The following is a 25780-nucleotide window of genomic DNA, read 5'->3' as shown; positions in this document are numbered from 1 at the left end:
GCTCTTGCCTCCTTACACCATCTGCTCGGAGCCCTTGTTGCCAAGGACGATCTCGCCGGACTCGGCCATGCGGCGAGCAATGCCAAGGATCTCCTTCTGGGCCGCCTCCACTTCGCTCAGGCGTACCGGTCCCTTGGCCTCGAGATCGTCCTGCAGCATCTCGCCTGCCCGCTTGGACATATTCTTGAAGATCCTGTCCTTCACGGTCTCGTCGGCGCCCTTCAGGGCCATCACCAGGGAGTCCGTCGACAGCTCTCTGAGCAGGGACTGGATGCTGCGGTCGTCCAGATCCGCCAGGTTGGCGAAGACGAACATGAGATCCTGAATCTTCTGACTCAAGGACTCATCCACATCCCGGACCTTGTCCAGGATGGAGCCTTCCTTGGAGGAATCCATGAAATTGAGGATGGTGGCAGCGCTCTTGACGCCGCCCACACTGGAAGACTTGACGTTCATGTTGCCGGCGAACTGTCGCTCCAGGATCTCGTCCAGTTCCTGCAGGGCGGAAGGCTGCACGCCATCGAGTGTGGCAATGCGCATGAGGATGTCCGGCTGCGTCCGTTCCGGCAGGAAGGACAGCACAGCGGCCGCATGATCGGGATCCAGATACGACAGCACGATGGCGATGATCTGCGGGTGCTCCAGACGGATCACCTCGGCGACTGCACGCGGATCCATCCACTTGAGGGATTCAAGGCCCTTGGAGTTACGCCCCAGCAGGATGCGGTCAATGACGCCATCGGCCTTATCCTTGCCCAGCGCCCAGGTGAGCACGTTGCGGATGTAGTCGTCAGACCCCATGCCCAGGGCCGTCTGTTCATCCACCGTGGCGACAAAATCATCAATCACCTGTGCCACGTCCGACTTGGAGACGTTGGTGAGTGAGGCCATGGCGGTACCGACACTCTGGACCTCCTTGGGACCCATGTGCCGAAGCACTTCCGCCGCCGCCTCCTCGCCGAGGCTCATCAGAAAGACCGCGGCACGATCCGGACCACTCAGTTTGCTTTTAGGCTCCATCTTCCGCCACCCAGTTCTTCACCACTTGAGCCACCAGTTTGGGATCATCCTTGATCAATTCACGCACCCGTTCCAGGTTCGTTTCATAGTCTCTCGGCCCCTTGCCGGGCAGTGCCATGGGCTCATCCCCCTGGCTGGTCAGGCTGAGTTGATCCTCACCCACTTCGCCCTCGCCTTCGGCCGCAGCCCTGGCCTCTTCGTCTTCCTCTTTTCCGGCGGCGCCCTGGGCAGCCAGCTGCCTGAGCAAGGGCCGCACCACCAGAAGGATGGCCAGCAGTCCCACCAGAGCCAACAATGCCGTGCGGGCCAGTTCCTGTGCCCAGGCCTGCTCCCAGATGGGCGGCTCGGGCAGCGGCTCGGGCTCCGGTTCCACCCGGAATGGTGCACTGATCACATTAACACTATCACCGCGCCGGGCGTCAAAACCGACCGCCCGCTGCACCAACCCCTCAATGCGCGCCAACTCCTCCGGCGGCACGGGCTCACGCACCATCTCACCTTCTTCGTTCATCCGCTCCTGAAAGTCGACCACCACGGCCACCGACAGGCGCCGCACCGTACCGGGTGCCTCGCGCACGTGACTGATGGTGCGGTCCACCTCATAGTTTCGCGTGCCACTGCGCCGCGATGAACCGGGCATTTCCATGCCAGGCTCCATGACCCCTTCACCCTCGGCGCCCAATTCACCGCCGCCCGGGGGCTGGTTGACCAGCGCGCCCGGAATGCCCATGGCCCCCCCCGGCGCACCGCGGGTATCCTCTTCCGAGAACTGCTCGCTGCGCAGTGCTGTGAGCTCCGGGTCGTAGTTCTCGATTGTGCGTTCAATCCTGGAGAAGTCCAGATCCGCGGACACCCGGGCGCGCACGCCGTCTTCGCCGACGATCGGTGCAATGATATCCATCACCCGCTGCGACAGATTCTCTTCCATCAAACGGGTGAACTCCATGTTGCGGGTGGACAACGTCATGCCGTCATCCTCGCCATGCTGGGTCAACAGACGTCCCCGCTGGTCCACCACCGTCACCCGCTCGGGCTCCATGCCCGGCACACTGGAAGACACCAGATGGACAATCCCGGCCACACGGCGTTCATCCAGGGTACGCCCGGGGTGCAGGGTCACCACCACTGACGCGCTGGGCTGTCCGCGATCGCGCACGAACACCGTCTCACGGGGCATGGCCAGGTGCACGCGAGCCGCCTCCACGCTGGATAGCGTGGCCACCGAGCGGGCCAGTTCGCCTTCCAGGGCCCGGTGATAACGGGCGGTCTGGACCAGACGACTGGTGCCGATCCCCTGATCCTCCTGCATGAGCTCGAAGCCAAAGCCAGCGGCGCGGGGCAGCCCCTCGGTGGCCATTTGCAGACGGGCCTCGTGCACCGAATCGGCGGGCACGGTCAGGGCACCGGTGACCGGATCCAGCCGGTAGTTGATCCCGTGCTGATCCAGGGCCTGCATCACCTCGGCACTTTCCCGTTGCCCCAGGTCTGGGTACAGGATGGTGTAGTCGGGTCGATTGAGCCAGATGAACAGGCTCACCACCAGCGCAATCGCAGCGGCCAGGCCCACCAACAGGCCGATCTGGCTCTGCGCCGGCAGCCGGTTGAAGCCTTCTACCTGCTGATTGAGTGTGGTGGTCAGTGAAGTGGCCATGATGGTGTCCTACCGGTCCTCAGACCTGCATGTTCATGATGTCCTGGTACGCGGACACCAGGCGATTACGAATCTGGGTGGTGGCCTCGAAGGCCACGCTGGCCTTCTGTTTCGCCACCATGACCTGGGGCAGATCCACATCCGGGTCACCCAGTTCAAAGCGCGTGGCCAGCGAGTTGCTCGACTTTTGAGTCTCGCTCACCTTATCCAGGGACTCACGCAGCATGGCGCGGAAATTCGGCTGGCCGGGCTGTATCTCCCGACTCACGGCAGGCTGTGCATCCACTCCCGCACTCGCTGCCAGCGAGCGCATCTGTTGCAGTACCTGATTGATTTGCTGTTCGCTCATGACCATGTCCTCCACGTCACGATTCAATTCACTACTGGTGTCGTCTCAAGTCACCTGCCCTGATGAGGGCGGTCACGGAATGGCGACACCCGCCTCACGCAGCCTTGCCAGCTTGTAACGCAGCGTGCGCGGACTGATGCCCAGCCTGGCGGCGGCATCCTTGCGACTGCCGTCCTCCACACGCAGCGCATCCAGAATCAGTTGCTCCTCGCGGGAGCGCAGGTTGTCTCCCAGACGCTGATCACGCAGCACCGGAACCGGCGCGGACTCACTCAACCCGGCAAAAGGGGATTGCGATCGTGCATCCATGCCCATGCCCATACCCGAACCCGCCTCGAATTGAACGGCATCGGCTTCGATATTTACGCCTTCTCTCAGGATCATGGCGCGCTGGATCACGTTATCCAGTTCCCGCACATTGCCAGGCCAGGGGTGGTCCACGAGACGGGCTGCCGCCGCCTGGGTGAGTTGCGCATGATCGATGCCACGCCCATGCACATGAATGAGTCGCCGTGCCAGCGGCAGAATGTCGCCAGGGCGTTCACGCAAGGGGGGGATGACCAGAGGAAAGACGTTCAGGCGGTAGTAGAGGTCTTCACGGAACTGCCCATCGGCCACCGCGCCCTGCAGGTTGCGGTTGGATGTGGCCAGAACACGCACATCCACCGCACGGGGATGACGTCCGCCCAGGCGCTCCACCTCCCGCTCCTGCAATACCCGTAGCAACTTGGCCTGCAGCCCGTGATCCATCTCGGAAATCTCATCGAGAAGCAGCGTGCCGCCCTCGGCCAGTTCGAACTTGCCCGGCCGGGATTCGTAAGCGCCCGTGAAGGCACCCCGCTCATGGCCAAAGAGCATGGCCTCCAGCATGTTTTCGGGGATGGCGGCACAATTGAGTGCCACAAAGGGGCCGTCTGCCCGGGAGGAGTGGTTATGGATAAAACGGGCGAAGACTTCCTTACCCACGCCTGATTCGCCGTTGATCATCACCGTTGCTTCGGAAGCGGCAACGCGGCGGGCCAATGCCAGGAGATCCCGACTTCGGGGGTCTTCGGCCACCAGATCCGGAACCTCGTCATCAGGTTCCGTGGTCAAGAGGGTCATTTGACTCATTGCACCTGCTCCACATCGTGTCCTGTTGTGACCTGTCAGCAACATCGAGCGAGACAGGCCTTTATCAGGACTAAAGCAGGTTACATGCCAATCTATTTAATCTTTATTAATCAGTGACTTGAAATTTACAAAAAAGAAATCGTCAAGATTCCGCCGCGTCTTCCGCGCGGGTGATGCCAAATTTTCGCATCCGCTCCACCAGAGTCGTCCGACGCATGCACAGAAGCTTGGCCGCCTGAGCGACCACGCCACCCGACTTCTCCAGCGCGTCCCGGATCAGTCGCATTTCCAGCTCGCCCATGTATTCCTTGAGGTCGAGCCCCTCATCCGGGATGCTGCCGGCAGCCCCACCCGCCATCGTCAACGGATTGACCACCTGCCCGGCCTCTTCCAGTTCATCGTCACTGAGATCACCCCGGAACTTGCGAGGCAGGTCCATGGGTTCGACAGTCCCCCCCGGGTGCATGATGGCAAGGCGCTCCATGAGGTTGGCCAGTTCACGCACGTTGCCCGGCCACTCGTGCCGGGCCAGTACCTGGAGCGCACCGGGCGACAGGCGCACACTACCCCGCCCTTCAGCATCCATGCGGCGAAGCAATTCACTGATCAATAATGGGAGGTCCTCGATGCGCTCCTTCAGGGAGGGTACTTCGATGGGGAACACATTGAGCCGGTAGTAAAGATCCTCGCGAAAGCCTCCGTCTTCAATGGCCGATTCCAGATCCCGGTGGGTGGCGGCAATGATGCGGGCATCAGTGGTCAGGGTCTTGGTACTACCCACCCGTTCGAAGGTCCGCTCCTGCAACACCCGCAGCAGTTTGACCTGCATGGGCACGGGCATGTCGCCGATCTCGTCCAGGAACAGGGTCCCCCCCTGGGCCAGCTCGAAACGCCCGGGGCGCGCACTGATGGCTCCCGTGAAGGCCCCCTTCTCATGACCAAACAGCTCGCTCTCCAGAAGCTCCCCGGGAATGGCGCCGCAATTCACGGCCACGAAGGGCTTGCCCCGGCGGGCGGAACAATTGTGAATATTGCGGGCCACCACCTCCTTGCCGGTACCCGTCTCGCCCAGGATCAGCACGTTGGCATCCGTGATGGCCACCTGTTCGATGTGATCACGGATGCGTTGCATGTGCCGATTGCAGCCCACCAGGGACTGATAAAGCATCTGGCGTACCCGGCCACTCAGATCCACGCCATTCACCACCAGATGCCGGGCACGCTGCAGGGTGTCCGACCACTGCGTGACCCGAGGCGGGTAATCCAGGCGGCGCAGCAAACGGGGAGCCACCCACTCAGGCAGCGTGCCGAACTCGCTCTCATCGCCGACCAGTGTCACGGGCAGTGGCTGCCCCTCGTGGTCCTTGAGCGCCTCCAGGGGCTTGAAATCCCGGGCATCTTCCGCGCAGCCACTGACCAGCAGCATCAGCCACGTGGTGTCCGCATGAAGCCTCGTGGCCACTTCTTCCGGTGGCACGACAACCGGTTCGCATTCCATGAATTCAAGCACGGTTCTGAGCTGCTGAATACGTTCCGGCTGGTTGGCAAGCACCATCACGCTCTGCGGCACCTGCGGCAGAGGCGTATCAGTCATGTCGGGTGTGCTTGAATCGTCAAGTGCCATGAAATCATCAGCCGAAATAAACCCCTGGGCCCGCAGGATAAACCCAGACCCTCACTCATGTCCCGCCACGCCTGCCTCAGACAGGCCGTTGGGCGTTATACAGTACCATGTCACCGACAAACGGAAGGTGTGCCCGAATCAGCGGGCCCGCGACTGGGCCACACTGCGGCGGTGTCGCCTGAACACCAGCTTCTGAATGCCATCCTCAAGCAACGGGCTGAGCCCACGAAACCCCACGGAAATCTCGAATCCATCCGCCACCGCCTGACAGGAGGCAACCTCACCATAGAGTTCCAATGGCCGCGGGAACTGCGGGCAAAGATGCCAATGCATGCGCAGCATCTGCCCCGGTTCCAGGCGCTCTGCCTGCACCCACCCCAGCCCCTCGGCGGAAATCCGCATGGTCACCGGGTCCGGTGATTTCACCTGTGTGTGCAGCAGTGAACCCAGCATCTCGAGGATCACATTGAGCTTGGTCTCGATGCGGGCCAGTTCATGGGAAATCTCGCTCCCGAGCTCTTCATTCACCCGCGGAGAGGCGTCGTCCAGGCTGACATACACCCTCAGCAGGCCCTCATTGGCCTCATTGACGCGAGCCAGTTCCTCGCTCGGCGGCAAGGCTTCCACGGTGCTGTGCAGGATCGGCAGACGATCCTGAATCACAAGCACATCCTGAAATGGATCACCAAGAGTCATGAGTGCATTTCAGCAACGACCGGCACGGAGCGCAACAGGCCGGGCACTGCCCAGTGGTGAGTGCCCGGCCGCGACGGCCTAGAAGCTGTATTCGATATTGGCCCGAAGGAAATGGGCATCACCCGCCCCTCGTTCATGATAATCACCGGGGTCCAGAAACTCGGCCCACAGATGACCACGCACATTCTCCGCCAGATTCACGCCCAATACTGCTGTGAGCAGATCACCCCGTAAATCCCCATTGCCAGGGCCATCCTTTTCATCCGCGTACATCCGATGATAGCGAAGTTTCAGGGAAGTGCGTGGTGATGGTTTCATGTCCAGGCCCACAAAGGGAGCCTTCAGATTGCTCCAGCCGGCCACCCCGAACTCGCTGCCGATAAAGCTATAGGCATACAGTTCGCTGAACTGCGGCCAGCGGGAGAACACGGGACGCCAGCCTTCGTTATTGTCGGTACCGGCGTCGTTACCGGACAGATAGTAGTAGCCAGCGGTGAACGCCGGGCGAGTATCGCCCCAGATATCGGGCCGGAAGGTGACCGAGGCATCCAGCAGTTCGCCCTTGAGATCATCATCCTCCTGGCTGCCCCGCTGCAGGGCCAGTTCCAGGTTGGCGGCCCACTGGCCCCGGTCCGGGGCGGCACGCACGCCCACGGTGTGGAAGTCGGCATCGGCCCGGGTGCCCAGGCGCGCGTAACTGCGATTCTTCTCCTGCTTGTAGATCCAGTAATACTCCAGGGGCGTATCCTCCACTCCGGCATAGCGCCCATACACACCCGCCGCCGCCTCGTCATGCTCGATCAACGTCAGTTGCGGCTCCCGATTGATGGTCAGCGAATCCTTGGCCTCGTTATAGATGGCCAGCAAATCCACGCTGTGCGCGGGCCCCAGGTCCACACTGGCCTTGATGGCGTTGTAGAACAGGCTGCGGGACCCATCCCGCGGGGTACCATTGAGAAGGATGTTCCCGGTGCCGTAGATGAGTTCCTGGCGGCCCAGGCGCAGATCCACCCGACCTTCTGCCAGGTTGTTGATGTCCACATAGAGCAGGTCGGGGACGATCTCGCCCAGAGGGTCGTGATCCCGGGTGTACCCCCGTCCCTTGTCGTAGAACCGGAACTCGTTCATCAGCCGGCCCGTGAAGCTCACATCCTCGCTGAACTGGTAACTGGCCCACAGGCGGGTGCGGTTACGATTGAAGAGCTGGTCAACCTCAGCCGGGCCCGTAATGGGAATATCCTTCAGATCCGTCACCCGCACCCGCAGATCGCCCCCCCAGTCCCAGTCCGCCGTGGCCGCGCCCGTGCCCACCCCCATGGACAACGCCAGCGCGCCCGCCACCATCGAAACCGTCTTTTTCCCCATACTCCCCCCGATCGCTCTTATGCTGGGAAACAACCCCAATGTTGTTGGAATGATTGCAAGGGGGGAGGTATTACCATGGTATATAACGATTTTCCAGCGACTTATGCCCGTCCCTTGATCTGTCCCGCCTGCCTTCCCGCACCTGTCATTCCTGTGGGCCGGATGCCTGGCCCGACTGCATCTGCAGTCCCACCCGGGCGGCGCGCCGGATGCTCTCCAGCAACGCCTGCTTGCCCGTACCGGTGCAGGGGATCCAGGGTCGGGGCGGGTCATTCAGGGCCTCGCGCAGGGCACGGCCCAGGGTGGTGCGCATCATGGTCATCAGCACCACCGCGTCGGCATCCACCGCCTGACGCTTGAGCACATCCACATCCCGGCCCCAATTGGACGACCAACCCGTGTGACGAAACGACACCACCACCCCCGGCCACTCCTCGGCCAGGGTGCGGCTGATGGCATCGGTGTAGCGGGCCTGGATCTCGTTGCCCCCCACGAACAGCACCTTCACCGGGGCGCCCGCCCGCAACTGCTCCTCCCCGCCGGCATCCTCATCCTCTTCTGCAGCGGTGCCCGGCAGGTGCAGGTCGGCGTAATACGCCTCCGGGGCATCACACTCCCGGAACAGATCCAGTGTCTGGGACGCTTCCATGGGGCGGGTGTCACGCAGGGCGTAGAACAGGGCGCGTAACTGGGCGAAGGCCTCCGGGTCCCGCCCCAGGCGCCGGTACAGACGAAACCGGGAGCGCAGGATCTCCACCTCCGACCAGGCCGGATCCAGGCGCTCCGGATGCTCCAGCCATTTCAGCATGGGCTCGCAAAAACGCGAGTCCTGGGCCAGGGCCTCCATGGCATCCAGTCCCTCCTGGGCCACGTCCACATGCCCCGCCAACAGGGCCGCCGGCACCAGCAACGTCCACACGCGCCACTGCTGCGCCCCGGACTTCTCCCCGCTGCTGCGCGCCAGCCTGAGGACTTCCCCCTGCAGGTACGCGGACCCGGCCAGCCACTCGGGCCGTTCGATCATCGCCAGCGAAGACTCGCCCCCCTGACGCCAGACGCACTCGGCAATCTCCGTGGCCAGACGCGGCTCCACCAGGTCGGCAGATTCCAGTAAACGCTGCACCCCCCAGCGAGGCAGACGTTCGGCCTCCCCCGCGATGGCCCGCCACGACTCCATACCCGCCCGCGCCGAGCCCTGATCCAGGCGGGCCATCATCAGCACCGCCTGCATGAACCGGCATTGACCGAGCAGCCCCAAGCGCTCGTAGGCCGTGGAGGCGGTATCGCTCAGCATGCCGATCAGGGCCTCGTTCACATGCACCAGGGCCCGATCGCGCACCGCATCCTGCCCATCCGGCCCGGCCCAGCGCAGGAATTCCAGCACCGCCAGGGCATGATGGGCATTGATGGCCCGTCGTTCGAATCGCGCCACCGCCTCACGAAAGTAGGTCTCGCCGTTTTCCAGTTGCGCCAGGGTGTTGCGGCAGCGTTCGGGATCTTCCGGCAACACCAGATCCGCCAGCGACCGAAACCCGGCGCTTACCAGGCCCCGATCTGCCAAAAGGCAGGGGGTGTCCACCCGGTCCTCTTCGATCAGTCGCGCGAAAACCTCCCGGGCGCCGATAAAGTTCCCCTGGGCCTGCAAGGCCTGCCCCAGGCGACGTTCCAGAAGGGTATCCATGTGCTCGCGCTCTTCCGGATCCATCTGCACATAGGGCAACCCCTGGCGCAGCTCCACCAGCAGCACATTGGCCAGGGCCGGATCGCCCTCGCGGATGGCCGTGGTGGCCTTGTCCAGTATCAAGGAGAAGGTGGCCGGGCTGAGATGGCAGCGCTGACCCCGCAGCAACTGCATGGCCTCGCGGTCATAACCCTGTTCCAGCAGATAGCCATACACCTCGTTGATGAGCCCCGCCCCGGCACCGCCGGGTGTCTTGGCGGCCTTGCGGAATACCCCACCATGGCCGCTCAACGCCGCCTTCACGGCATCGTCATCCCGCTGGCGCACATGTGCACTGAGCATGCCCGAGAGATACCACTGGCGTTGCTCGTCATCCATCTCCCGACGGGCCGCGTCGGTCTCCCGCTCCGGCAACAGGGCATCCATGAACCCCAGATGGAAATAGGTCCGCTGCCGGGTGGTGTCCAGGGCATGGACCGATTCCACCAGGTCCACCAGCTCGTTGGGCTTGAGCGCTCGTTCATCGCCGCTCAGGGTGGCCAGGATCTGATCCAGGATCACCCGATCCAGCTGGGTGAAGTCTTCCGACACCTCCAGGCTGTCGGCCACCTGGGCATCCATCACCACCTCGTGAGCACGGGCGGCCTCCTCTTCCTCCATGGCGAGGGTCAGTTCAGGCAACACCGGATCCAGGAAACGCCACAGGTCCGGATCCATCTGGGTGAGCACGCAGAAGTAGATGGCCACCTCGCGCACCCCGAACTCCTCCACCAGGGTCTGCGTGGTGGCCTGTACATCCTTGGGGGCACGAATACGGGAATCCCCACCCACCACAAAGCCGCGCTCGTCGTGGGGCACGCCACACAGATCCAGAAACCGGCACATGATGGGCGACTTGTAATCGGCAAAATACCCCAGGAACAGCAGCGTCCACTCCCGGGCACCGAACAGGGCCGGTGCATTTGGCAGCAGCACACCGGCCAATTGGGGATTCTTCATGCGCCGCAGGGTCTCCACACGGAAACGCTTGCGCCGCGCCAGGGTCTTGAGGGTGGAGTCACAGACCATCTCCAGGCGCGAAGCGGGATCCCGCAGCCGTTGAAGGAAGGACAGCATGGCGCGATGCTTGTCCCCTGGCTCCAGTCGGTTCCAGATGGCCTTCCAGTCGCTCAGGCCCGTGCAGGCCATGGGCTCTATCGCTGTCCTGACCATGGGGCCTCCTCCTGACCAGCGGCTGCCGCCCCGTGCCCCGACCGATGACCCGGACCACCTGGCCGACGAAGCGTTTTTCCTGACACTGGGAATGGATACATGCCCCGATCATACTAAGCCCTGCTCCATACAAGCCAGCGTGCATCTACCGGAACGGGCACCGGGGCAACGATGGCGAACACAGCCCCGGACTCAGTACACTAACGCAGCGAAAAAGAGCCAAGGATTCAGCGATGAACCATGACGACCTGAGGGACTGGTCCAAGCAGGCGGCGGACTGGATCCATGACTATCATGAGGGCCTGCGCGGGCGGCCCGTGCGGTCCCAGACCCGTCCCGGCGACACCCGTGCCCAGCTAGCCGGCCAGGCGCCGGAACAACCCGAGTCCATGGAGGCCATCTTCGAGGACTTCGCCCGCATCGTGCCCGATGCCATGACCCACTGGCAGCATCCGCGATTCTTCGCCTACTTTCCCGGCAATGCCTCACCGGCCTCCATGCTCGCCGAGCAACTGGCCAACGCCATGGCCGCCCAGGCCATGCTCTGGCAGACCTCGCCGGCGGCCACGGAGATGGAAGAGGTCATGGTGAGCTGGCTGCGGGACGCCCTGGGGCTGGACCCGCATTTCACCGGCACACTGCACGACAGCGCCACCACCGCCACCCTTTCCGCCCTCCTTACCATGCGCGAGAAGGCGCTGAACTGGCTGGGCAACTCCCAGGGGCTGCAGGGGCAACCCACGCTGCGTCTCTATGCCTCCGAGCATGTACATTCCTCCATCGACAAGGATGTGCGCATCGCCGGCATCGGCCAGGAAAACCTGGTCAAGATCCCCACCGATGCCGGACATGCCATGGACATGAAGGCCCTGGATGCCGCCATCCGGGCTGATCGCGAGGCCGGCCATCTGCCCGCCGGCATCATCCTGTGTGTGGGCGGCACCGGGATCGGCGCCTGCGATCGTATTGCCGACGGTGTGGCCGTGGCCCGGGTGCACGGACTGCCCACCCATGTGGACGCCGCCTGGGCCGGTTCGGCCATGATCTGCCCGGAATACCGCCACCTGTGGGAAGGCATCGACGGTGCCGACAGCATCGTTTTCAACCCCCACAAGTGGCTGGGCGTGCAGTTCGATTGTTCGGTGCAGTTCCTGGCCGACCCTGCGCCTCAGGTGCGCACCCTGGGCCTGCGTCCCGAGTACCTGAAGACCCTGGGCAAGTCATCGTCCATGACCGACTTCAATGAATGGACCGTGCCCCTGGGCCGGCGCTTTCGCGCCCTGAAGATCTGGTTCACCCTGCGGGCATATGGCCTGGAGGGCCTGCGCCAGCGCATCCGCAACCATGTGGCCTGGGCCGAGGAGCTGGCCGAGACCCTGGCCACCCTGCCAGGCGTCCAGATCGTCACCCACCCGCAGCTGTCGCTGTTCAGCTTCGCCCTGGATTCGGGCGATGCCGCCACCGAGGCCCTGCTCAAGCGCATCAATGATGACGGGCGGGTTTACCTCACCCAGACCCGTCATGACGGGCGCCTGGTCATCCGCGTCCAGGTGGGGCAGTTCGACTGCACCCGTGAGGATGTCATGTGCGTGCACGAGGTCGTGAAGGAACTGCTTTGACCATGGACATGGACGCCCCCCACACGGACGCCTGGCCCACGGGCTTCATGCTCATCCAGGGGAATCGCCTCGAAGCCCTGGGGGACCTGATGACCACCTGGATGCGCAGCCACCCGCTGCGCCCGCTGGAGGATGAGGTCATCCTGGTGCAGAGCAACGGCATCGGACAATGGCTCAAGCTCGCCCTGGCCCGGGATGCCGTGGATGAGCAGGGTGGCTGCGGCATCGCCGCCGCCCTGCAGGTCACCCTGCCCGCCCGGTTCATCTGGAACACCTACTGCCAGGTGCTGGGAGACCTGCCGGATATCTCCGCCTTCCACAAGGCGCCCCTTGGCTGGCGACTGTATCGCATGCTGGGAGACCTGGATGCCCTGGCAAAGGCGCCCGGCACCGCTGATCACCTGCAACCCCTGCAGGGCTTTCTGCAGACCGACGGCGATGTGCGCCGGCGCCATCAGCTCGCCATGCGCCTGGCGGACCTGTTCGACCAGTACCAGGTATATCGCAGCGACTGGCTGCAGGCCTGGCAGGCGGGCGAGGATGTCCTGATCCGCCCCGATGGCCGGCGCGACCCCGTGCCCGAAACCCAGCGCTGGCAACCCCTGCTGTGGCGGGCCCTGCTGGAAGACATCACCCAGGACGACAACGACCCCGGCGAGAGCCGCGCGGCCATCCATCAGCGCTTCCTTGAGGCTTCCCGGTCTTTCAGCCCATCCCACCGCCCCCACGGGCTCCCTCGCCGGGTGATCGTGTTCGGCATCTCTTCCCTGCCCCGGCAGACCCTGGAGGTGCTGGAGGGCATCGCCCCCATCAGCCAGGTGATGCTGTTCGTCCACAATCCCAGCTGCCATTACTGGGGAGACATCATCGAGGGTCGGGACCTGTTTCGCCGGGGCTATCGGCGCCTGAACGCCCGCAAGGTGCCCGAAGGCGTGGAACCCGATCAGATGCACCTGCACGGCCACCCCCTCCTGGCGGCCTGGGGCAAGCAGGGTCGGGACTACATCCGCCTGCTGGATGAACACGACCAGCGGGAACAGTACGAGGCCCACTTTCAGGCCCAGAGTCTGTCCATCGACCTGTTCGAGTCCCCGGGCCAGGGCACCCTGCTGCAACAGATCCAGGACGACATCCTGGAATTGCGCCCCCTGAACGAGCGCCGCGAACTGACCACCGGCATCGACCCCGACGAGGACCGCAGCCTGGAGTTCCTGGTGGCCCACGGCCCTCAGCGGGAGGTGGAAATCCTTCACGATCAACTGCTGGACGCCTTCCAGCAGGCCCATGACCAGGGCCACCCCCTGCCCCCCCGGGACATCCTGGTGATGGTGCCGGATGTGGAGACCTATGCCCCCCATATCGAGGCCGTGTTCGGCCGCATCGGCCCGGAAGACCCGCGACATATCCCGTTTCATATTGCCGACCAGGGTCAGCGACACCGCAACCCGGTGCTGATCGGCCTGGAGCGTCTGCTCAACCTGCCCCAGGCCCGTTTCTCGGTCAGCGAGATCCTGGATCTGCTGGACATCCCGGCGCTTCGGGCCCGCTTTGCCATCGAAGAGGCCGACCTGCCCCGGCTGCGCCAGTGGATACAGGGTGCGAACATCCGCTGGGGCCTGGACGCCCGCCAGCGCAACCACCTGGGCCTGCCACCCGACCTGGAACAGAACACCTGGCAGTTCGGCCTGCGCCGCATGCTGCTGGGCTTTGCCAGCAACGACGCGGGCCCCTGGCGGGACGTGGAACCCTACGACGAGGTGGGCGGCCTGGAGGCCGGCATGATCGGCCCCCTGGATCAGTTGCTTCAGACCCTGGGCGAGGCCTGGCAGACATTGCAGACCCCCCGGCCACCCCAGGCATGGATGAGCGTGATCCTCCAGCTCGTTGAAGACTGTTTCGCCATCGACAGCGACGCGGATCACCGCGCCATCACCCTTGTGGGTCAGGCCCTGGAGCAGTGGGTGACCGACTGCCAGGCGGCCGGCGCCGATCAGGAACCCCTGCCCCTGGATGTAGTACGCGACACCCTGCTGAACGCCGTGGACGAACCCACCCTGAATCAGCATTTCCTGGGTGGTGCCGTGAACTTTGCCACCCTGATGCCCATGCGGGCCGTGCCCTTCCGGCAGATCTGGCTGCTGGGAATGAACGACGGCGACTACCCCCGCAGCCACCGCCCGGCGGATTTCGATCTGATGGCCCGGGATTACCGCCCCGGCGACCGCTCCCGCCGGGAAGATGATCGTTATCTCTTCCTGGAGGCCCTGCTCTCCGCCCGGGAACGACTGGTGATCAGCTGGGTGGGGCGCAGCATCCGCGACAACAGCGAGCGCCCCCCGTCCGTGCTGGTGGGGCAGTTGCGGGACCACATTGCCGCCGGCTGGCGCCTGGGGCCACCCCGGGAAGATGCGCCCCAGGGCGGCGAGGGCACCGAACTGGTCAGGGCCCTGACCACAGAGCACCCCCTGCAACCCTTCAGTGCCCGGTATTTCGACCCGCAGCGTCCCCCGCGGGTGTTCACCCATGCTCACGAATGGCAGTCCCTCAACACGGCGCCCATGCCCGCCGTGCGCCAACGGCCCCGACTGCCCCCGCCGACGCTGGACGCACCCATCGATCTGGGAGCACTGGGTCATTTCCTGCGTTACCCGGCCCGGCATTTCTACAGCCAGCGCCTGGGGCTGTACCTTCAGGAGGCAGAGCGCCCTGCCGAGGACGAGGAGACATTCCATCTGGATGGCCTGGGCAACTGGTCGCTGCGATCCGCCATGATCGAACACCTCACCCGAACGACGCCAGACGGTCATGTCCCAAGCCCGGGCGCCATGGACCTGTCCGCCAGCGCGCAGCGTCTCACCCGGGCCGGCGAGTTGCCCCTGCCCCCCTTCGACACCCACTGGCGGGAAGAATTGCTCACCCACCTGGAGCCGCCGGTTGCACAGTACCAGTCTCTGCTGGCAGACCATCCCGACACCTGCCCGGCGCAGGGCATCCGGGTCGAGGCCCAGGGCATCACCCTGGAGGACACCCTCACCGGCCTGCGCCAGGATGCCACGGGCGCCCGGTTGCGGGTGGTGCTCCAGGCCAGCCGGCTGGTGAAGAAGGACGACGACTACCAATGGCATCACCTGATCCGGCATTGGCCCACCCATCTGGCCGCCCAGCTACAGGCCCCCACCACCACCTGCCTGCTGGGCCCGCAAAGCCGGGTGATCCTGCAGCCCATGGATGCCGGCGCCGCCCAGGCCGTGCTGATCCAGCTCATGGAAGGCTACCGGGAAGGCCTGCAAAGCCCCCTGCCCCTGCCCTGTCGCACCGGGTTCGCGGCCCTGATCGAATCGGAAGGAGAAAGGGCGAATCCCGATTCCCGAACGCTGTACGAAGGTGGCCATCACTTGAGCAGCGAGCGGGATGAGCACGATGTCTTCGCCCGCTTCTGGCCCGATTACGCCCGCCTGACCGAGGACCCCGACTTTGCCAGGGCCATCGAAAGCCTCTACCACCCGCTGTATCGCCATCTGATCGCACCCAAGGGGGTTCAGCCATGAGCACTCCCACCACCCTGGATCCCCTGGGCTTTGCCTTTCGCGACAGCCGCCTTATCGAGGCCAGCGCCGGCACAGGCAAGACCTTCACCCTGGCCCTGCTTTACACCCGTCTGGTGCTGGGGCATGGGGATGAACATACCGCCTTCGAGCGCGGGCTGATGCCACCGGAGATCCTCGTGGTCACCTTCACCGAGGCCGCCACCCAGGAACTGCGGGAACGCATTCGCAGCCGCCTGGTGGAAGCAGCCACCTGGTTCGAGGCAGACCCCCAGCAGGTGTCAGCCGCCGATCCCGTTTCTGCCGCCAACCCACTGCACCGACTGCGCAGCGACTACCCCCCCGAACGCTGGACCGGCTGCGCCCGCACCCTGCGTCTGGCCGCCGAATGGATGGACGAGGCCATGATCTCCACCATCCATGGCTGGTGTCAACGCATGCTGCAGGAACATGCCTTCGAGACCCGGGGGCTGTTCCAGCGGGAGGTCATCACCGACCAGACCGACCTGATCAATGAAATCCTCAGGGATTACTGGCGGGTGCATTTCTACCCCCTGCCCGCCGCCGAGGCCCACTGCGTGCGTCAGGCCATCACCTCGCCGGAGCATCTGCATGATCAACTGCGTCCCTGGCTACGCCAGCGGGATGCCGGGCTCTCCTTCCAGGGTCACCCCCTGCGCTGTCCGGACCTGCGTCCGGCCCTGGATAAGGCCCTGGAGCATGAGGCCCGGCAGGACCGGGTGGATGCCCTGGAGCAGGCCGCCCGGGACCAGTGGCGGGCCGACCGGGAGGCCATCGAGAGCCATTTGTGGACTCTGCAGCCTCATCTCAATGGCACCCGCCATGGCAGCAGCCAGCCGGAGAAATTCACCGTCATGCTCAAGGAGATCCAGGCCTGGAGCGAGGGTGAATCGGCCCCCAACCGACTGGGCAATTTTGCCCAGGGCGCCTTTCACTTCAAGGCCAAGGCCCCGGTTCAGGAGGAGATGCCCCACCCGGCCTTCACTGCCATCGCCCAGTGGCAACAGGCAGCCGGCGAACTCAAGCCCGCGGATGGGCACACCGAACCGACCCTGGAGGCCTGCATCCTGGCCCATGCCAGCGAATGGGTGGGTCGTGAACTCACCCGACGACTGCGCCAGCAGGCACAGATGGGCTTTGACGACCTGCTGCGGGAGATGGACATCGCCCTCACCCCGGGCGGCGATGACAACACCGCGGACCCGGCCCGTCACCTGGCAGCCACCCTGCGCCGCCAGTTCCCCGTGGCCCTGATCGACGAGTTCCAGGACACCGACCCCATCCAGTACCGGATTTTCGACCGGGTCTATGGGGCCGCGGCCACGCAGGACGCCCGGGAGCCCACCGCCCTGGTCATGATCGGCGACCCCAAGCAGGCCATCTACGGGTTTCGCGGCGCCGATATCCACAGCTACCTGGCCGCCCGCGAGGCTACCCGGGGCCGGCATCACACCCTGGCTACCAACTACCGTTCCACCCAGGGCATGGTGGAAGCCTGCAACCGGCTGTTCACCCATGCCGAGGGTCATCCCCGGGGAGCCTTTCGCTTCCGGCCCGAAACCGGCAGCGAAGCCGAAAATCCCATCCCCTACCAGCCCGTGTCGGCCCACGGCCGCAGCGAGACCCTGATCCTGGAGGGTGCCCCGCATCCCGCCATGACCTTCTGGCTATTCGACCCGGGCGACGGACCCGTGGCCCCCGACACCTATCGGGAGGCCATGGCCGCAGCCGCCGCCTCGCGCATCGTGCAGTGGCTGGAGGCGGCCCGCCGGGGTGAGGCCGGGTTCCGCCACGGGGATGGCAAAGACGGCGAATGGAAGCCACTGCGCCCCCGGGACATCGCCATCCTGGTGCGCACCGGCACCGAGGCCGCCGTCATGCGCCAGGCACTGGCGGCACGGCAGATACACAGCGTGTACCTGTCCGATCGCAATTCAGTATTCCGCACCCGCGAGGCCCGCGACCTGCTGCACTGGCTGCGGGCCTGTGCCTGCCCCACCGACGAGGGCCTGGTGCGGGCGGCGCTGGGCACCAACACCCTGGATCTGCCCCTGGAAACCCTGGCTGGCTGGCAGGAGGATGAGCTGGCCTGGGAGGAACAGCTGGAGCGCTTCCACGGCTATCAGCGCATCTGGCGGCGCCAGGGCGTGCTGGCCATGCTGCGCCGCCTGATGCACGACCAGGCGCTGCCCCGCCAGTTGCTGGAGCAGGAGGAAGGCGAGCGGGTGCTCACCAACCTGCTGCATCTGGCCGAATGGCTGCAGCAGGCCGCCCGCAGCCTGGACGGCGAACAGGCCCTGATCCGGCATTTGAGCGAGCACCTGGATGCCGATGACGAGGAATTCCTGGTGCGACTGGAGAGTGACGCGGAGCTCATCCAGGTAGTGACCATCCACAAGTCCAAGGGGCTGGAATATCCCCTGGTGCTGCTGCCCTTTATCTGCAGCTGGCGGGAGGTGAACGGGCGCACGGCCCAGGTTCCCCTGCGCCGGGACGATGCCCGGTATATCGAAACGGCGGGCAGGAACCAGTACCGCGAGGCCTGGGATGAGGCCGACGATGACCGCCTGAGCGAGGACATGCGCCTGCTGTATGTGGCCATCACCCGGGCCCGTCACGGCGTCTGGCTGGGCATCGCCCCGCTGAAGAGCGGCAACACCCGCAAGATCCAGCTGGAAAAGTCGGCCATGGGGCATGTGCTCAATGGCGGCCAGGCCTTCGATGGCACGGAGGCTCTGAAGCAGGCCCTTGAGACCCTGGGCCAGGACATGCCCCACATCCAGGTGGAGCCTGCCCCAGCGCCCGCCGACACGCCTCTCTCACCGCCACCGCGACCCGCCCTGGATCCGGCCCGACCGGCGCCGGATTTCCGTCACGAGCCCTGGTGGATCGCCAGTTATTCCGGGCTGCGCGTCGGCCCGCTCGGGGACGAGGCGCCCGAACCTGCCCCAGCCGCAGAGACCGCCGACGATGAACTGGGCCGGGAGGAAGGCCTGGACAGTGAACCCGAGTGGCCATTCCACGCCCGGCTTGCCCGATCTCCCAGTGGGCAACCAACCACGGCCCTGTCCGGCCTGCATGGGTTGCCCCGAGGGCGCCAGGTGGGCAACTTCCTCCACGGCATCATGGAATGGGCCGCCGCCGAGGTCCGTGCCGAAGGCCCCGCCGGCCCGGTACAGGGATTTGCCGCCGCTGCCCATGACCGTGACGCGCGCCACGACATGCTGGCCCGGCGCTGCCAGCTTCGGGGCCTCACCGACTGGATCGAGCCCCTGGAGGGGTGGCTGGCCAACTATCTGACCACACCCTGGACGCTCCACTCGGCACCCGGATCGTCGCCCACCACCCTGACCCTCGCCGACCTGGCACCCGGGTCACTGCAGGTGGAGATGGAATTCTGGTTCGCTGCCACCCGGGTGAACACCCGGGATCTGGATCGACTGGCCCAGGCCCACTGCCTGCCAGGCCGGCGCCGGCCCGGGCTGGACCCGGCCCGGCTCAACGGCATGCTCAAGGGTTTCATCGACCTGGTCTTCGAGCACCAGGGGCGCTATTACGTCCTGGACTGGAAATCCAACTGGCTGGGGCCGGATGATCAGTCCTACTCCACAGCCGCCATGGAGGACGCCATCCTGCATCACCGTTACGATCTGCAGTACCTGATCTACCTGCTGGCCCTGCATCGACAACTGAGCCTGCGCCTGCCGGATTATGATTATGATCGGCACATGGGCGGCGCCATCTATGCCTTCCTGCGGGGCGCCGGTGGCCCGACCCGGGGCATTCATGCCCACCGCCCACCCCGGGCGTTGATCGAGGCCCTGGATGCCCTCTTCATGGGGCAGCACCCCACCCGGATGGGGGATCTTGCATGATGGAGCACCACCATGAGGCCCATCAGGAACGCCCGGCCCACCCCACCCTGGCCCTGCTGGGCGAATGGGCCGCCGCCGGCGCCATCCGTGCCCTGGATCTGTCGCTGACACGCTTCATCCATACCCGGGCCCCGGAGGACGATCCCGCCGTGCTGCTGGCCATTGCGCTCACCAGCGAACGCAATGGCCATGGCCATGTGTGCCTGGATCTCGCCCAGGCCCTGCATCACCCGCAGACCCTGCTCACCCGCCTGCGGGACAATCAGCCCCTGGCCCAGGACATCCGTCTTGCCTTGGCCCGGGAGCTGGGGGCGCTGACCCTGACAGACTGGGCGGCACGCCTGCGGGCCAGTTCGGCCATCAGCCGGGCGGAAGATGCGCGAGACCCGGGCGACCCCAGCCCCCTGGTGCTGGACGGCGACCCGGAGCGTCCGCTGCTTTACCTGCGCCGCTACTGGGCCTATGAGCAGCGCATCGCCGAAGGCATCCAAAGCCGCCTGCAGCAGCCGCTACCCATTCCCGAGGCGCCACTGGCCCGGCTGCTGGACACCCTGTTCCAGCCGGTGCCCGATCAGGCACCATCCCCAGTACCCGACTGGCAGCGCTTGGCCTGCGCCCTGGCGGCCCGCAGCGGCTTTTTCATCCTCACCGGGGGGCCGGGCACCGGCAAGACCACCACCGTGGTGCGTCTGCTGGCCCTGCTGCAGCGCCTGGCGGCCGTGCAGGGACAGCCTGCCCTGCGCATCGAACTGGCGGCGCCCACCGGCAAGGCCGCCGCGCGCCTGAATGAATCCATCAATGCTCAGGTGAATGCCCTGCCGCCGCCCGAGGGCATCACCGGCGAAGTGGGCCCGATCCCCACCCGCGTGAAGACCCTGCACCGGCTGCTGGGGCCCCGCCCCGATAGCCGGCGCTTTCGCCACCATCCCGGCAACCCCCTGGCCGCCGATGTGGTAGTGGTGGACGAGGCCTCCATGGTGGATGTGGAGATGATGGTGCACCTGCTCAGTGCCCTGCGCCCCGAGGCCCGACTGATCCTGCTGGGGGACAAGGATCAGCTGGCATCAGTGGAGGCCGGTGCCGTGCTGGGTGATCTGTGCCAGCGTGCGCAGCGAGCCCATTACACCCCCGACACCCGGGACTGGCTGGCACGGGTCAGTGGCCAGGACGTACCAAAGCCGATGGTGGATGCGAACGGGCAGGCACTGGATCAGGCGGTGGCCATGCTGCGCACCAGTCACCGCTTCAGCGACCAGGGCGGCATTGGCGCCCTGGCGGCACGGGTGAATGATGCAGGACAGGACCCACGGGATCCCGATGGCGCCCTGGCGGCGGTGCGCTTGGTCTTTGAACAATCGGCCACGGAGCCCGACAGCCCGCTGGGCAGTGTGGCGGCGATTCAGCTGGATGATGAGGCCGATCCCCGTTTTGATGAACGGGTCAGGGAGGGGTATGCGGGCTACCTGCACCGACTGGAACAGGCCCCGGATGATCCCGACGCGTCGGCACGGGTCGATGCCTGGGCCCACGACATCCTTCAGGCCCAGCGGCAGTTCCAGTTGCTCACCGCCCTGCGCGATGGACCCTGGGGCGTGACCGGGCTCAACACCCGCATCATTCAGGTGCTGCGCGCCGCCCGTCTGCTTCCCGGGGAGTCGGACGCGGGCGCCCCGGCCCAGCGTCAATGGTTTGCCGGACGACCGGTGCTCATCACCCGCAACGACTACACCCTGAACCTGATGAACGGGGACATCGGCATCACCCTGCCCGTACCGGTGCGCCAGAACGGCGAGGTGCGCACGGTATTGCGGGTGGCCTTCCCGGGCGAGGCCGGTCAGGTGCGCTGGGTGCTGCCCAGCCGTCTGCAGGCGGTGGAGACCGTGTTTGCCATGACGGTGCACAAGTCCCAGGGCTCGGAGTTCGAACACACGGCCCTGGTCCTGCCCGATGCCCCCAATCCGGTGCTCACCAGGGAACTGCTCTACACCGCCATCACCCGCTCACGCAGCCGCTTCACCCTGCTCTACACCCAGGCCTCGGTGCTGGGCGAGGCCATCACCCGCCGGGTGAGCCGGGACAGTGGTCTGGGTGAGCGCCTGCTCAGAAGGCATCCCCCGGCACCCGCACCCAGCCCTCCATGAGCACCCGGGCGCTGCGACTCATGATGGCCTTGACCACCTTCCACTCGCCGCCTTCCAGGGTGGCCTCGGCACCCACCCGCAGGGTGCCGGAAGGGTGGCCGAAATGCACCGAGGTGCGCTCGACGCCCCCGGCCGCCTGATTGACCAGGGTGCCGGGGATGGCCGCCGCCGTGCCGATGGCCACGGCCGCCGTGCCCATCATGGCGTGATGGAGCTTGCCCATGGACAGGGCCCGCACCAGCAGGTCCACGTCGGCCGCCGCCACCGTCTTGCCGCTGGAGGCCACGTAGTCGGTGGGCGGGGCCACGAAGGCGATCTTGGGGGTGTGCTGACGCTGGGCCGCCTCCTCCACCGACTTCACCAGGCCCATGCGCAGGGCCCCATGGGCCCGCAGGGTCTCGAACATCTCCAGGGCCTTGGGGTCGCCATTGATGTCATCCTGCAGCTCGGTGCCGGTGTAACCGATGTCCGCGGCATTGACGAACACTGTGGGGATGCCGGCATTGATCATGGTGGCCTTGAGGGTGCCGATGCCCGGCACCTCCAGATCGTCCACCAGGTTGCCCGTGGGGAACATGGAGCCGCCGCTGTCATCGGCCGGGTCCATGAACTCCACCTGCACCTCGGCGGCCGGGAAGGTCACCCCATCCAGTTCGAAGTCCCCGGTCTCCTGCACCGCCCCATCGGTGATGGGGATATGGGCAATGATGGTCTTCTGGATGTTCACCTGCCAGATGCGCACCGTGGCATGGCCGTTCTGCGGGATGCGCCCGGCATCCACCAGGCCGGCGCTGATGGCAAAGGCCCCCACCGCGGCGGTCAGGTTGCCGCAGTTGCCGCTCCAGTCCACGAAGGGCTTGTCGATGGACACCTGACCGAACAGGTAATCCACGTCATGATCCGGCTGGGTGCTGCGCGACAGGATCACCGACTTGCTGTTGCTGGAGACGCCCCCACCCATGCCATCGATCTGCTTGCCATAGGGGTCGGGGCTGCCGATCACCCGCAGCAGCAGGGCATCCCGGGCGGCCCCCGGGGTCTGTGCCACCTCGGGGAGGTCATCCAGGCGGAAGAACACGCCCTTGCTGGTGCCACCCCGCATGTAGGTGGCAGGGATCTTCACTTGGGGAACATGGCTCATCAGGCGCTCTCCGCTTCCAGGAAGTCCTTGGCAAAGCGCTGCAGCACGCCTCCCGCTTCATAGATGGAGACCTCTTCTTTCGTATCCAGGCGGCAGGTCACCGGCACCTCCACCGTCTCACCGTTCTTGCGATGGATCACCAGGGTGAGGTTCGCCCGGGGAGCCAGTTCACCCTTCACGTCGAAGGTCTCGGTGCCATCGATGTTCAGGGTCTTGCGGGTGGTGCCCGCCTCGAACTCCAGGGGCAAGACGCCCATGCCGATCAGGTTGGTACGGTGAATGCGCTCGAAGCCCTCGGCGACGATGGCCTCCACGCCGGCCAGGCGCACGCCCTTGGCGGCCCAGTCGCGGCTGGAGCCCTGACCGTAGTCGGCCCCGGCGATGATGATCAGGGGTTGCTTGCGCTCCTGGTAGGTCTCGATGGCCTCCCACATGCGGGTGACCTGACCTTCCGGCTCGATGCGGGCCAGGGAGCCCTGCTTCACCTCGCCATCCACCACGGCCATTTCGTTGATGAGCTTGGGGTTGGCGAAGGTGGCCCGCTGGGCCGTCAGGTGATCGCCCCGGTGGGTGGCGTAGGAGTTGAAGTCCTCTTCCGGCAGGCCCATCTTCGCCAGGTATTCACCGGCGGCACTGTCGAGCAGGATGGCATTGGAGGGCGACAGGTGATCGGTGGTGATGTTGTCCCCCAGCACCGCCAACGGACGCATGCCCTTGAGGGCGCGCTCACCCGCCAGGGCCCCTTCCCAGTAGGGCGGGCGACGGATGTAGGTGCTCTGGGGCCGCCATTCGTAAAGGGGGCTGATCTCCTGGGCGGCTTCGGTCTTCACCTGGAACATGGGCTCGTACACCTGCCGGAAATGCTCCGGCTTGACGCTGCTGGCGATGATGGCATCGATCTCCTCATCGCTGGGCCACAGGTCCTTGAGGGTGACCTCGTTGCCCTCGGCATCCACGCCCAGCACATCCTTTTCGATGTCAAAGCGGATGGTGCCGGCGATGGCATAGGCCACCACCAAAGGCGGCGAGGCCAGGAAGGCCTGCTTGGCATAGGGGTGGATGCGCCCGTCGAAGTTGCGGTTGCCCGAGAGCACGGCGGTGGCATACAGATCCCGGTCGATGACCTCCTGCTGGATCTTCGGGTCCAGGGCGCCACTCATGCCGTTGCAGGTGGTGCAGGCAAAGGCGACGATGCCAAAACCCAGTTTCTCCAGCTCCGGCAACAGCCCGGCCTCCTCCATGTACAGCTGCACGGCCTTGGAGCCGGGGGCGAAGGAGCTCTTCACCCAGGGCTTGCGGACCAGGCCCCGGGCGTTGGCATTGCGGGCCAGCAGGCCGGCCGCCACCACGTTGCGCGGGTTGCTGGTATTGGTGCAGCTGGTGATGGCGGCGATGATCACGGCGCCATCGGGCATCTTGCCGGGTTCGTTCTCCACCTTGCCGGAGATCCCCCGGGCCGCCAGGTCGGCGGTGGCCAGGCGCTTGTGGGGGTTGGAGGGGCCGGCCATGTTGCGCACCACAGTGGACAGGTCAAAGCGCAGCCGGCGCTCGTACTGCACGTTCTTCAGGTCATCGCCCCACAGGCCGGCCTCGCGGGCGTAGGTCTCCACCAGCTTCACCTGCTCGTCGTCGCGGCCGGTGAGCTTGAGGTACGCGATGGTCTGCTCGTCGATGTGGAACATGGCGGCGGTGGCGCCGAATTCCGGAGTCATGTTGGAGATGGTGGCCCGGTCGGCCAGGGTCAATTCCTTCACCCCCTCGCCACAGAACTCCAGATAGGCGGAGACCACCTTCTCCTGGCGCAGGAACTCGGTCAGGGCCAGGACGATATCGGTGGCGGTGATGCCCGGCTTGCGCTTGCCCACCAGTTCCACGCCGATGATGTCCGGCAGGCGCATGTACGAGGCCCGGCCCAGCATGACGCTCTCGGCCTCCAGGCCACCCACGCCCACGGCCAGCACGCCCAGGGCATCCACATGGGGGGTATGGCTGTCGGTCCCCACCAGGGTGTCGGGGAAGGCCACACCATCGCGGGCATGGACCACCGGCGACATCCGCTCCAGGTTGATCTGGTGCAGGATGCCGTTGCCCGGCGGGATCACGTCCACGTTCTTGAAGGCCTTTTTGGTCCAGTCGATGAAGTGGAAGCGGTCCTCGTTGCGGCGATCCTCGATGGCGCGGTTCTTCTCGAAGGCATCCTCGTCATAACCGCCGTATTCCACCGACAGGGAATGGTCGACAATCAGCTGCGTGGGCACCACCGGGTTCACCTTGGCCGGATCCCCGCCCCGCTCGGCGATGGCATCGCGCAGGCCCGCCAGATCCACCAGCGCCGTCTGCCCCAGGATGTCGTGACACACCACCCGCGCCGGGAACCAGGGAAAATCCAGGTCCCGCTTGCGTTCGATGTGCTGCTTCAGGGCATCGGTGAGCAGCGCCGGATCACAACGACGCACCAGATTTTCCGCCAGCACACGGGAGGTATAGGGCAGCCTCTCGTAGGCCCCCGGCGCAATGGCCTCCACGGCCGCACGGGTGTCAAAGTAATCCAGCTGGGTGCCTGGCAGTGGCTTGCGATAATCAGTGTTCATCATGGGCAACTCAGTCAAGGGTGGTCTGGCTGGACACCGCAGATTGTCAACATCCAGCGCGGGTGCCCGGGAGTATAAACCTTCGCAGCGAGGCACAAAAAGTGCCACGCCTTCAAAAGCAAAACCGGGGCAGACA

14 protein-coding genes are annotated in these 25780 nt (G+C 65.4%); 4 read left to right on the top strand and 10 right to left on the bottom strand.

What is annotated here, in order from left to right; genetic code table 11:
• Positions 1 to 12 precede the first annotated feature (12 nt).
• From fliG to LPW30_RS09705, 8 genes are all read right to left on the bottom strand, one after another.
• Entirely contained in the window at positions 13 to 1020 is a 1008-nt protein-coding gene (gene fliG, locus LPW30_RS09740; RefSeq protein WP_025281875.1) for a flagellar motor switch protein FliG, read from the bottom strand.
• A complete protein-coding gene (gene fliF, locus LPW30_RS09735) occupies positions 1010 to 2671 on the bottom strand; it encodes a flagellar basal-body MS-ring/collar protein FliF (RefSeq protein ID WP_239680748.1) in 1662 nt (553 codons plus the stop codon). The genes fliG and fliF overlap by 11 nt, the downstream gene beginning before the upstream one ends.
• A 19-nt stretch (positions 2672 to 2690) precedes the next feature.
• The gene (fliE, locus tag LPW30_RS09730; RefSeq protein WP_025281877.1) at positions 2691 to 3020 is read right to left on the bottom strand and encodes a flagellar hook-basal body complex protein FliE; all 330 of its coding nucleotides are present in this window, start codon (positions 3018 to 3020) and stop codon (positions 2691 to 2693) included.
• 72 nt (positions 3021 to 3092) lie between these two features.
• Positions 3093 to 4133 carry a sigma-54 interaction domain-containing protein gene (locus LPW30_RS09725; protein ID WP_274521671.1) on the bottom strand — a complete coding sequence of 347 codons (1041 nt, stop codon included), beginning with the start codon at positions 4131 to 4133 and terminating at the stop codon, positions 3093 to 3095.
• 142 nt (positions 4134 to 4275) lie between these two features.
• On the bottom strand, positions 4276 to 5727 hold the full coding sequence (locus tag LPW30_RS09720) for a sigma-54 dependent transcriptional regulator (RefSeq protein ID WP_239680747.1): 1452 nt from the start codon (positions 5725 to 5727) through the stop codon (positions 4276 to 4278).
• Between the two features lie 168 nt (positions 5728 to 5895).
• Positions 5896 to 6453, bottom strand: coding sequence for a PilZ domain-containing protein (locus LPW30_RS09715; protein ID WP_239680746.1), 558 nt, complete (start codon positions 6451 to 6453; stop codon positions 5896 to 5898).
• Between the two features lie 78 nt (positions 6454 to 6531).
• Complete coding sequence (locus LPW30_RS09710; protein WP_239680745.1) at positions 6532 to 7797, bottom strand: alginate export family protein; 1266 nt, start codon at positions 7795 to 7797, stop codon at positions 6532 to 6534.
• Between the two features lie 166 nt (positions 7798 to 7963).
• Positions 7964 to 10711: a hypothetical protein gene (locus LPW30_RS09705; RefSeq protein WP_239680744.1), complete on the bottom strand. Its 2748-nt coding sequence runs from the start codon at positions 10709 to 10711 to the stop codon at positions 7964 to 7966.
• Positions 10712 to 10944: 233 nt separating this feature from the next.
• On the opposite strand from LPW30_RS09705, the gene LPW30_RS09700 reads away from it, so the two are divergent.
• Genes LPW30_RS09700 through recD form a run of 4 tightly spaced genes read left to right on the top strand, consistent with a single transcriptional unit; the run spans position 10945 to position 21912 of the window.
• Positions 10945 to 12330, top strand: coding sequence for a pyridoxal phosphate-dependent decarboxylase family protein (locus LPW30_RS09700; protein ID WP_239680743.1), 1386 nt, complete (start codon positions 10945 to 10947; stop codon positions 12328 to 12330).
• Between the two features lie 2 nt (positions 12331 to 12332).
• Complete coding sequence (gene recC / locus LPW30_RS09695) at positions 12333 to 15878, top strand: exodeoxyribonuclease V subunit gamma (protein ID WP_239680742.1); 3546 nt, start codon at positions 12333 to 12335, stop codon at positions 15876 to 15878.
• Positions 15875 to 19771 (top strand): exodeoxyribonuclease V subunit beta, encoded by a 3897-nt coding sequence (gene recB / locus LPW30_RS09690; protein ID WP_239680741.1) that lies wholly within the window; start codon positions 15875 to 15877, stop codon positions 19769 to 19771. Before recC ends, recB begins: the two co-directional genes overlap by 4 nt.
• A complete protein-coding gene (gene recD, locus LPW30_RS09685) occupies positions 19768 to 21912 on the top strand; it encodes an exodeoxyribonuclease V subunit alpha (protein ID WP_239680740.1) in 2145 nt (714 codons plus the stop codon). The genes recB and recD overlap by 4 nt, the downstream gene beginning before the upstream one ends.
• Here recD and prpF read toward each other — a convergent pair.
• Both prpF and acnD read right to left on the bottom strand, forming a co-directional pair.
• On the bottom strand, positions 21872 to 23053 hold the full coding sequence (gene prpF / locus LPW30_RS09680) for a 2-methylaconitate cis-trans isomerase PrpF (protein WP_239680739.1): 1182 nt from the start codon (positions 23051 to 23053) through the stop codon (positions 21872 to 21874). The two genes, recD and prpF, sit on opposite strands and share 41 nt — an antisense overlap.
• Complete coding sequence (gene acnD / locus LPW30_RS09675) at positions 23053 to 25644, bottom strand: Fe/S-dependent 2-methylisocitrate dehydratase AcnD (RefSeq protein ID WP_239680778.1); 2592 nt, start codon at positions 25642 to 25644, stop codon at positions 23053 to 23055. Before acnD ends, prpF begins: the two co-directional genes overlap by 1 nt.
• Between the last annotated feature and the right edge of the window lie 136 nt (positions 25645 to 25780).

The organism is Ectothiorhodospira variabilis, assembly GCF_022227625.1.
Taxonomy (GTDB): domain Bacteria; phylum Pseudomonadota; class Gammaproteobacteria; order Ectothiorhodospirales; family Ectothiorhodospiraceae; genus Ectothiorhodospira; species Ectothiorhodospira haloalkaliphila.
Note: the sequence above shows the minus strand (reverse complement) of the source record. Positions and strands in the feature narration are given on the sequence as shown.

Excerpts from the sequence above, each read along its gene's own strand:
- fliG (WP_025281875.1), bottom strand. The coding sequence starts at position 1,020 with ATGGAGCCTAAAAGCAAACTGAGTGGTCCGGATCGTGCCGCGGTCTTT.
- fliF (WP_239680748.1), bottom strand. The coding sequence starts at position 2,671 with ATGGCCACTTCACTGACCACCACACTCAATCAGCAGGTAGAAGGCTTC.
- fliE (WP_025281877.1), bottom strand. The coding sequence starts at position 3,020 with ATGAGCGAACAGCAAATCAATCAGGTACTGCAACAGATGCGCTCGCTG.
- LPW30_RS09725 (WP_274521671.1), bottom strand. The coding sequence starts at position 4,133 with ATGAGTCAAATGACCCTCTTGACCACGGAACCTGATGACGAGGTTCCG.
- LPW30_RS09720 (WP_239680747.1), bottom strand. The coding sequence starts at position 5,727 with ATGACTGATACGCCTCTGCCGCAGGTGCCGCAGAGCGTGATGGTGCTT.
- LPW30_RS09715 (WP_239680746.1), bottom strand. The coding sequence starts at position 6,453 with ATGACTCTTGGTGATCCATTTCAGGATGTGCTTGTGATTCAGGATCGT.
- LPW30_RS09710 (WP_239680745.1), bottom strand. The coding sequence starts at position 7,797 with ATGGTGGCGGGCGCGCTGGCGTTGTCCATGGGGGTGGGCACGGGCGCG.
- LPW30_RS09705 (WP_239680744.1), bottom strand. The coding sequence starts at position 10,711 with ATGGTCAGGACAGCGATAGAGCCCATGGCCTGCACGGGCCTGAGCGAC.
- LPW30_RS09700 (WP_239680743.1), top strand. The coding sequence starts at position 10,945 with ATGAACCATGACGACCTGAGGGACTGGTCCAAGCAGGCGGCGGACTGG.
- recC (WP_239680742.1), top strand. The coding sequence starts at position 12,333 with ATGGACATGGACGCCCCCCACACGGACGCCTGGCCCACGGGCTTCATG.
- recB (WP_239680741.1), top strand. The coding sequence starts at position 15,875 with ATGAGCACTCCCACCACCCTGGATCCCCTGGGCTTTGCCTTTCGCGAC.
- recD (WP_239680740.1), top strand. The coding sequence starts at position 19,768 with ATGATGGAGCACCACCATGAGGCCCATCAGGAACGCCCGGCCCACCCC.
- prpF (WP_239680739.1), bottom strand. The coding sequence starts at position 23,053 with ATGAGCCATGTTCCCCAAGTGAAGATCCCTGCCACCTACATGCGGGGT.
- acnD (WP_239680778.1), bottom strand. The coding sequence starts at position 25,644 with ATGAACACTGATTATCGCAAGCCACTGCCAGGCACCCAGCTGGATTAC.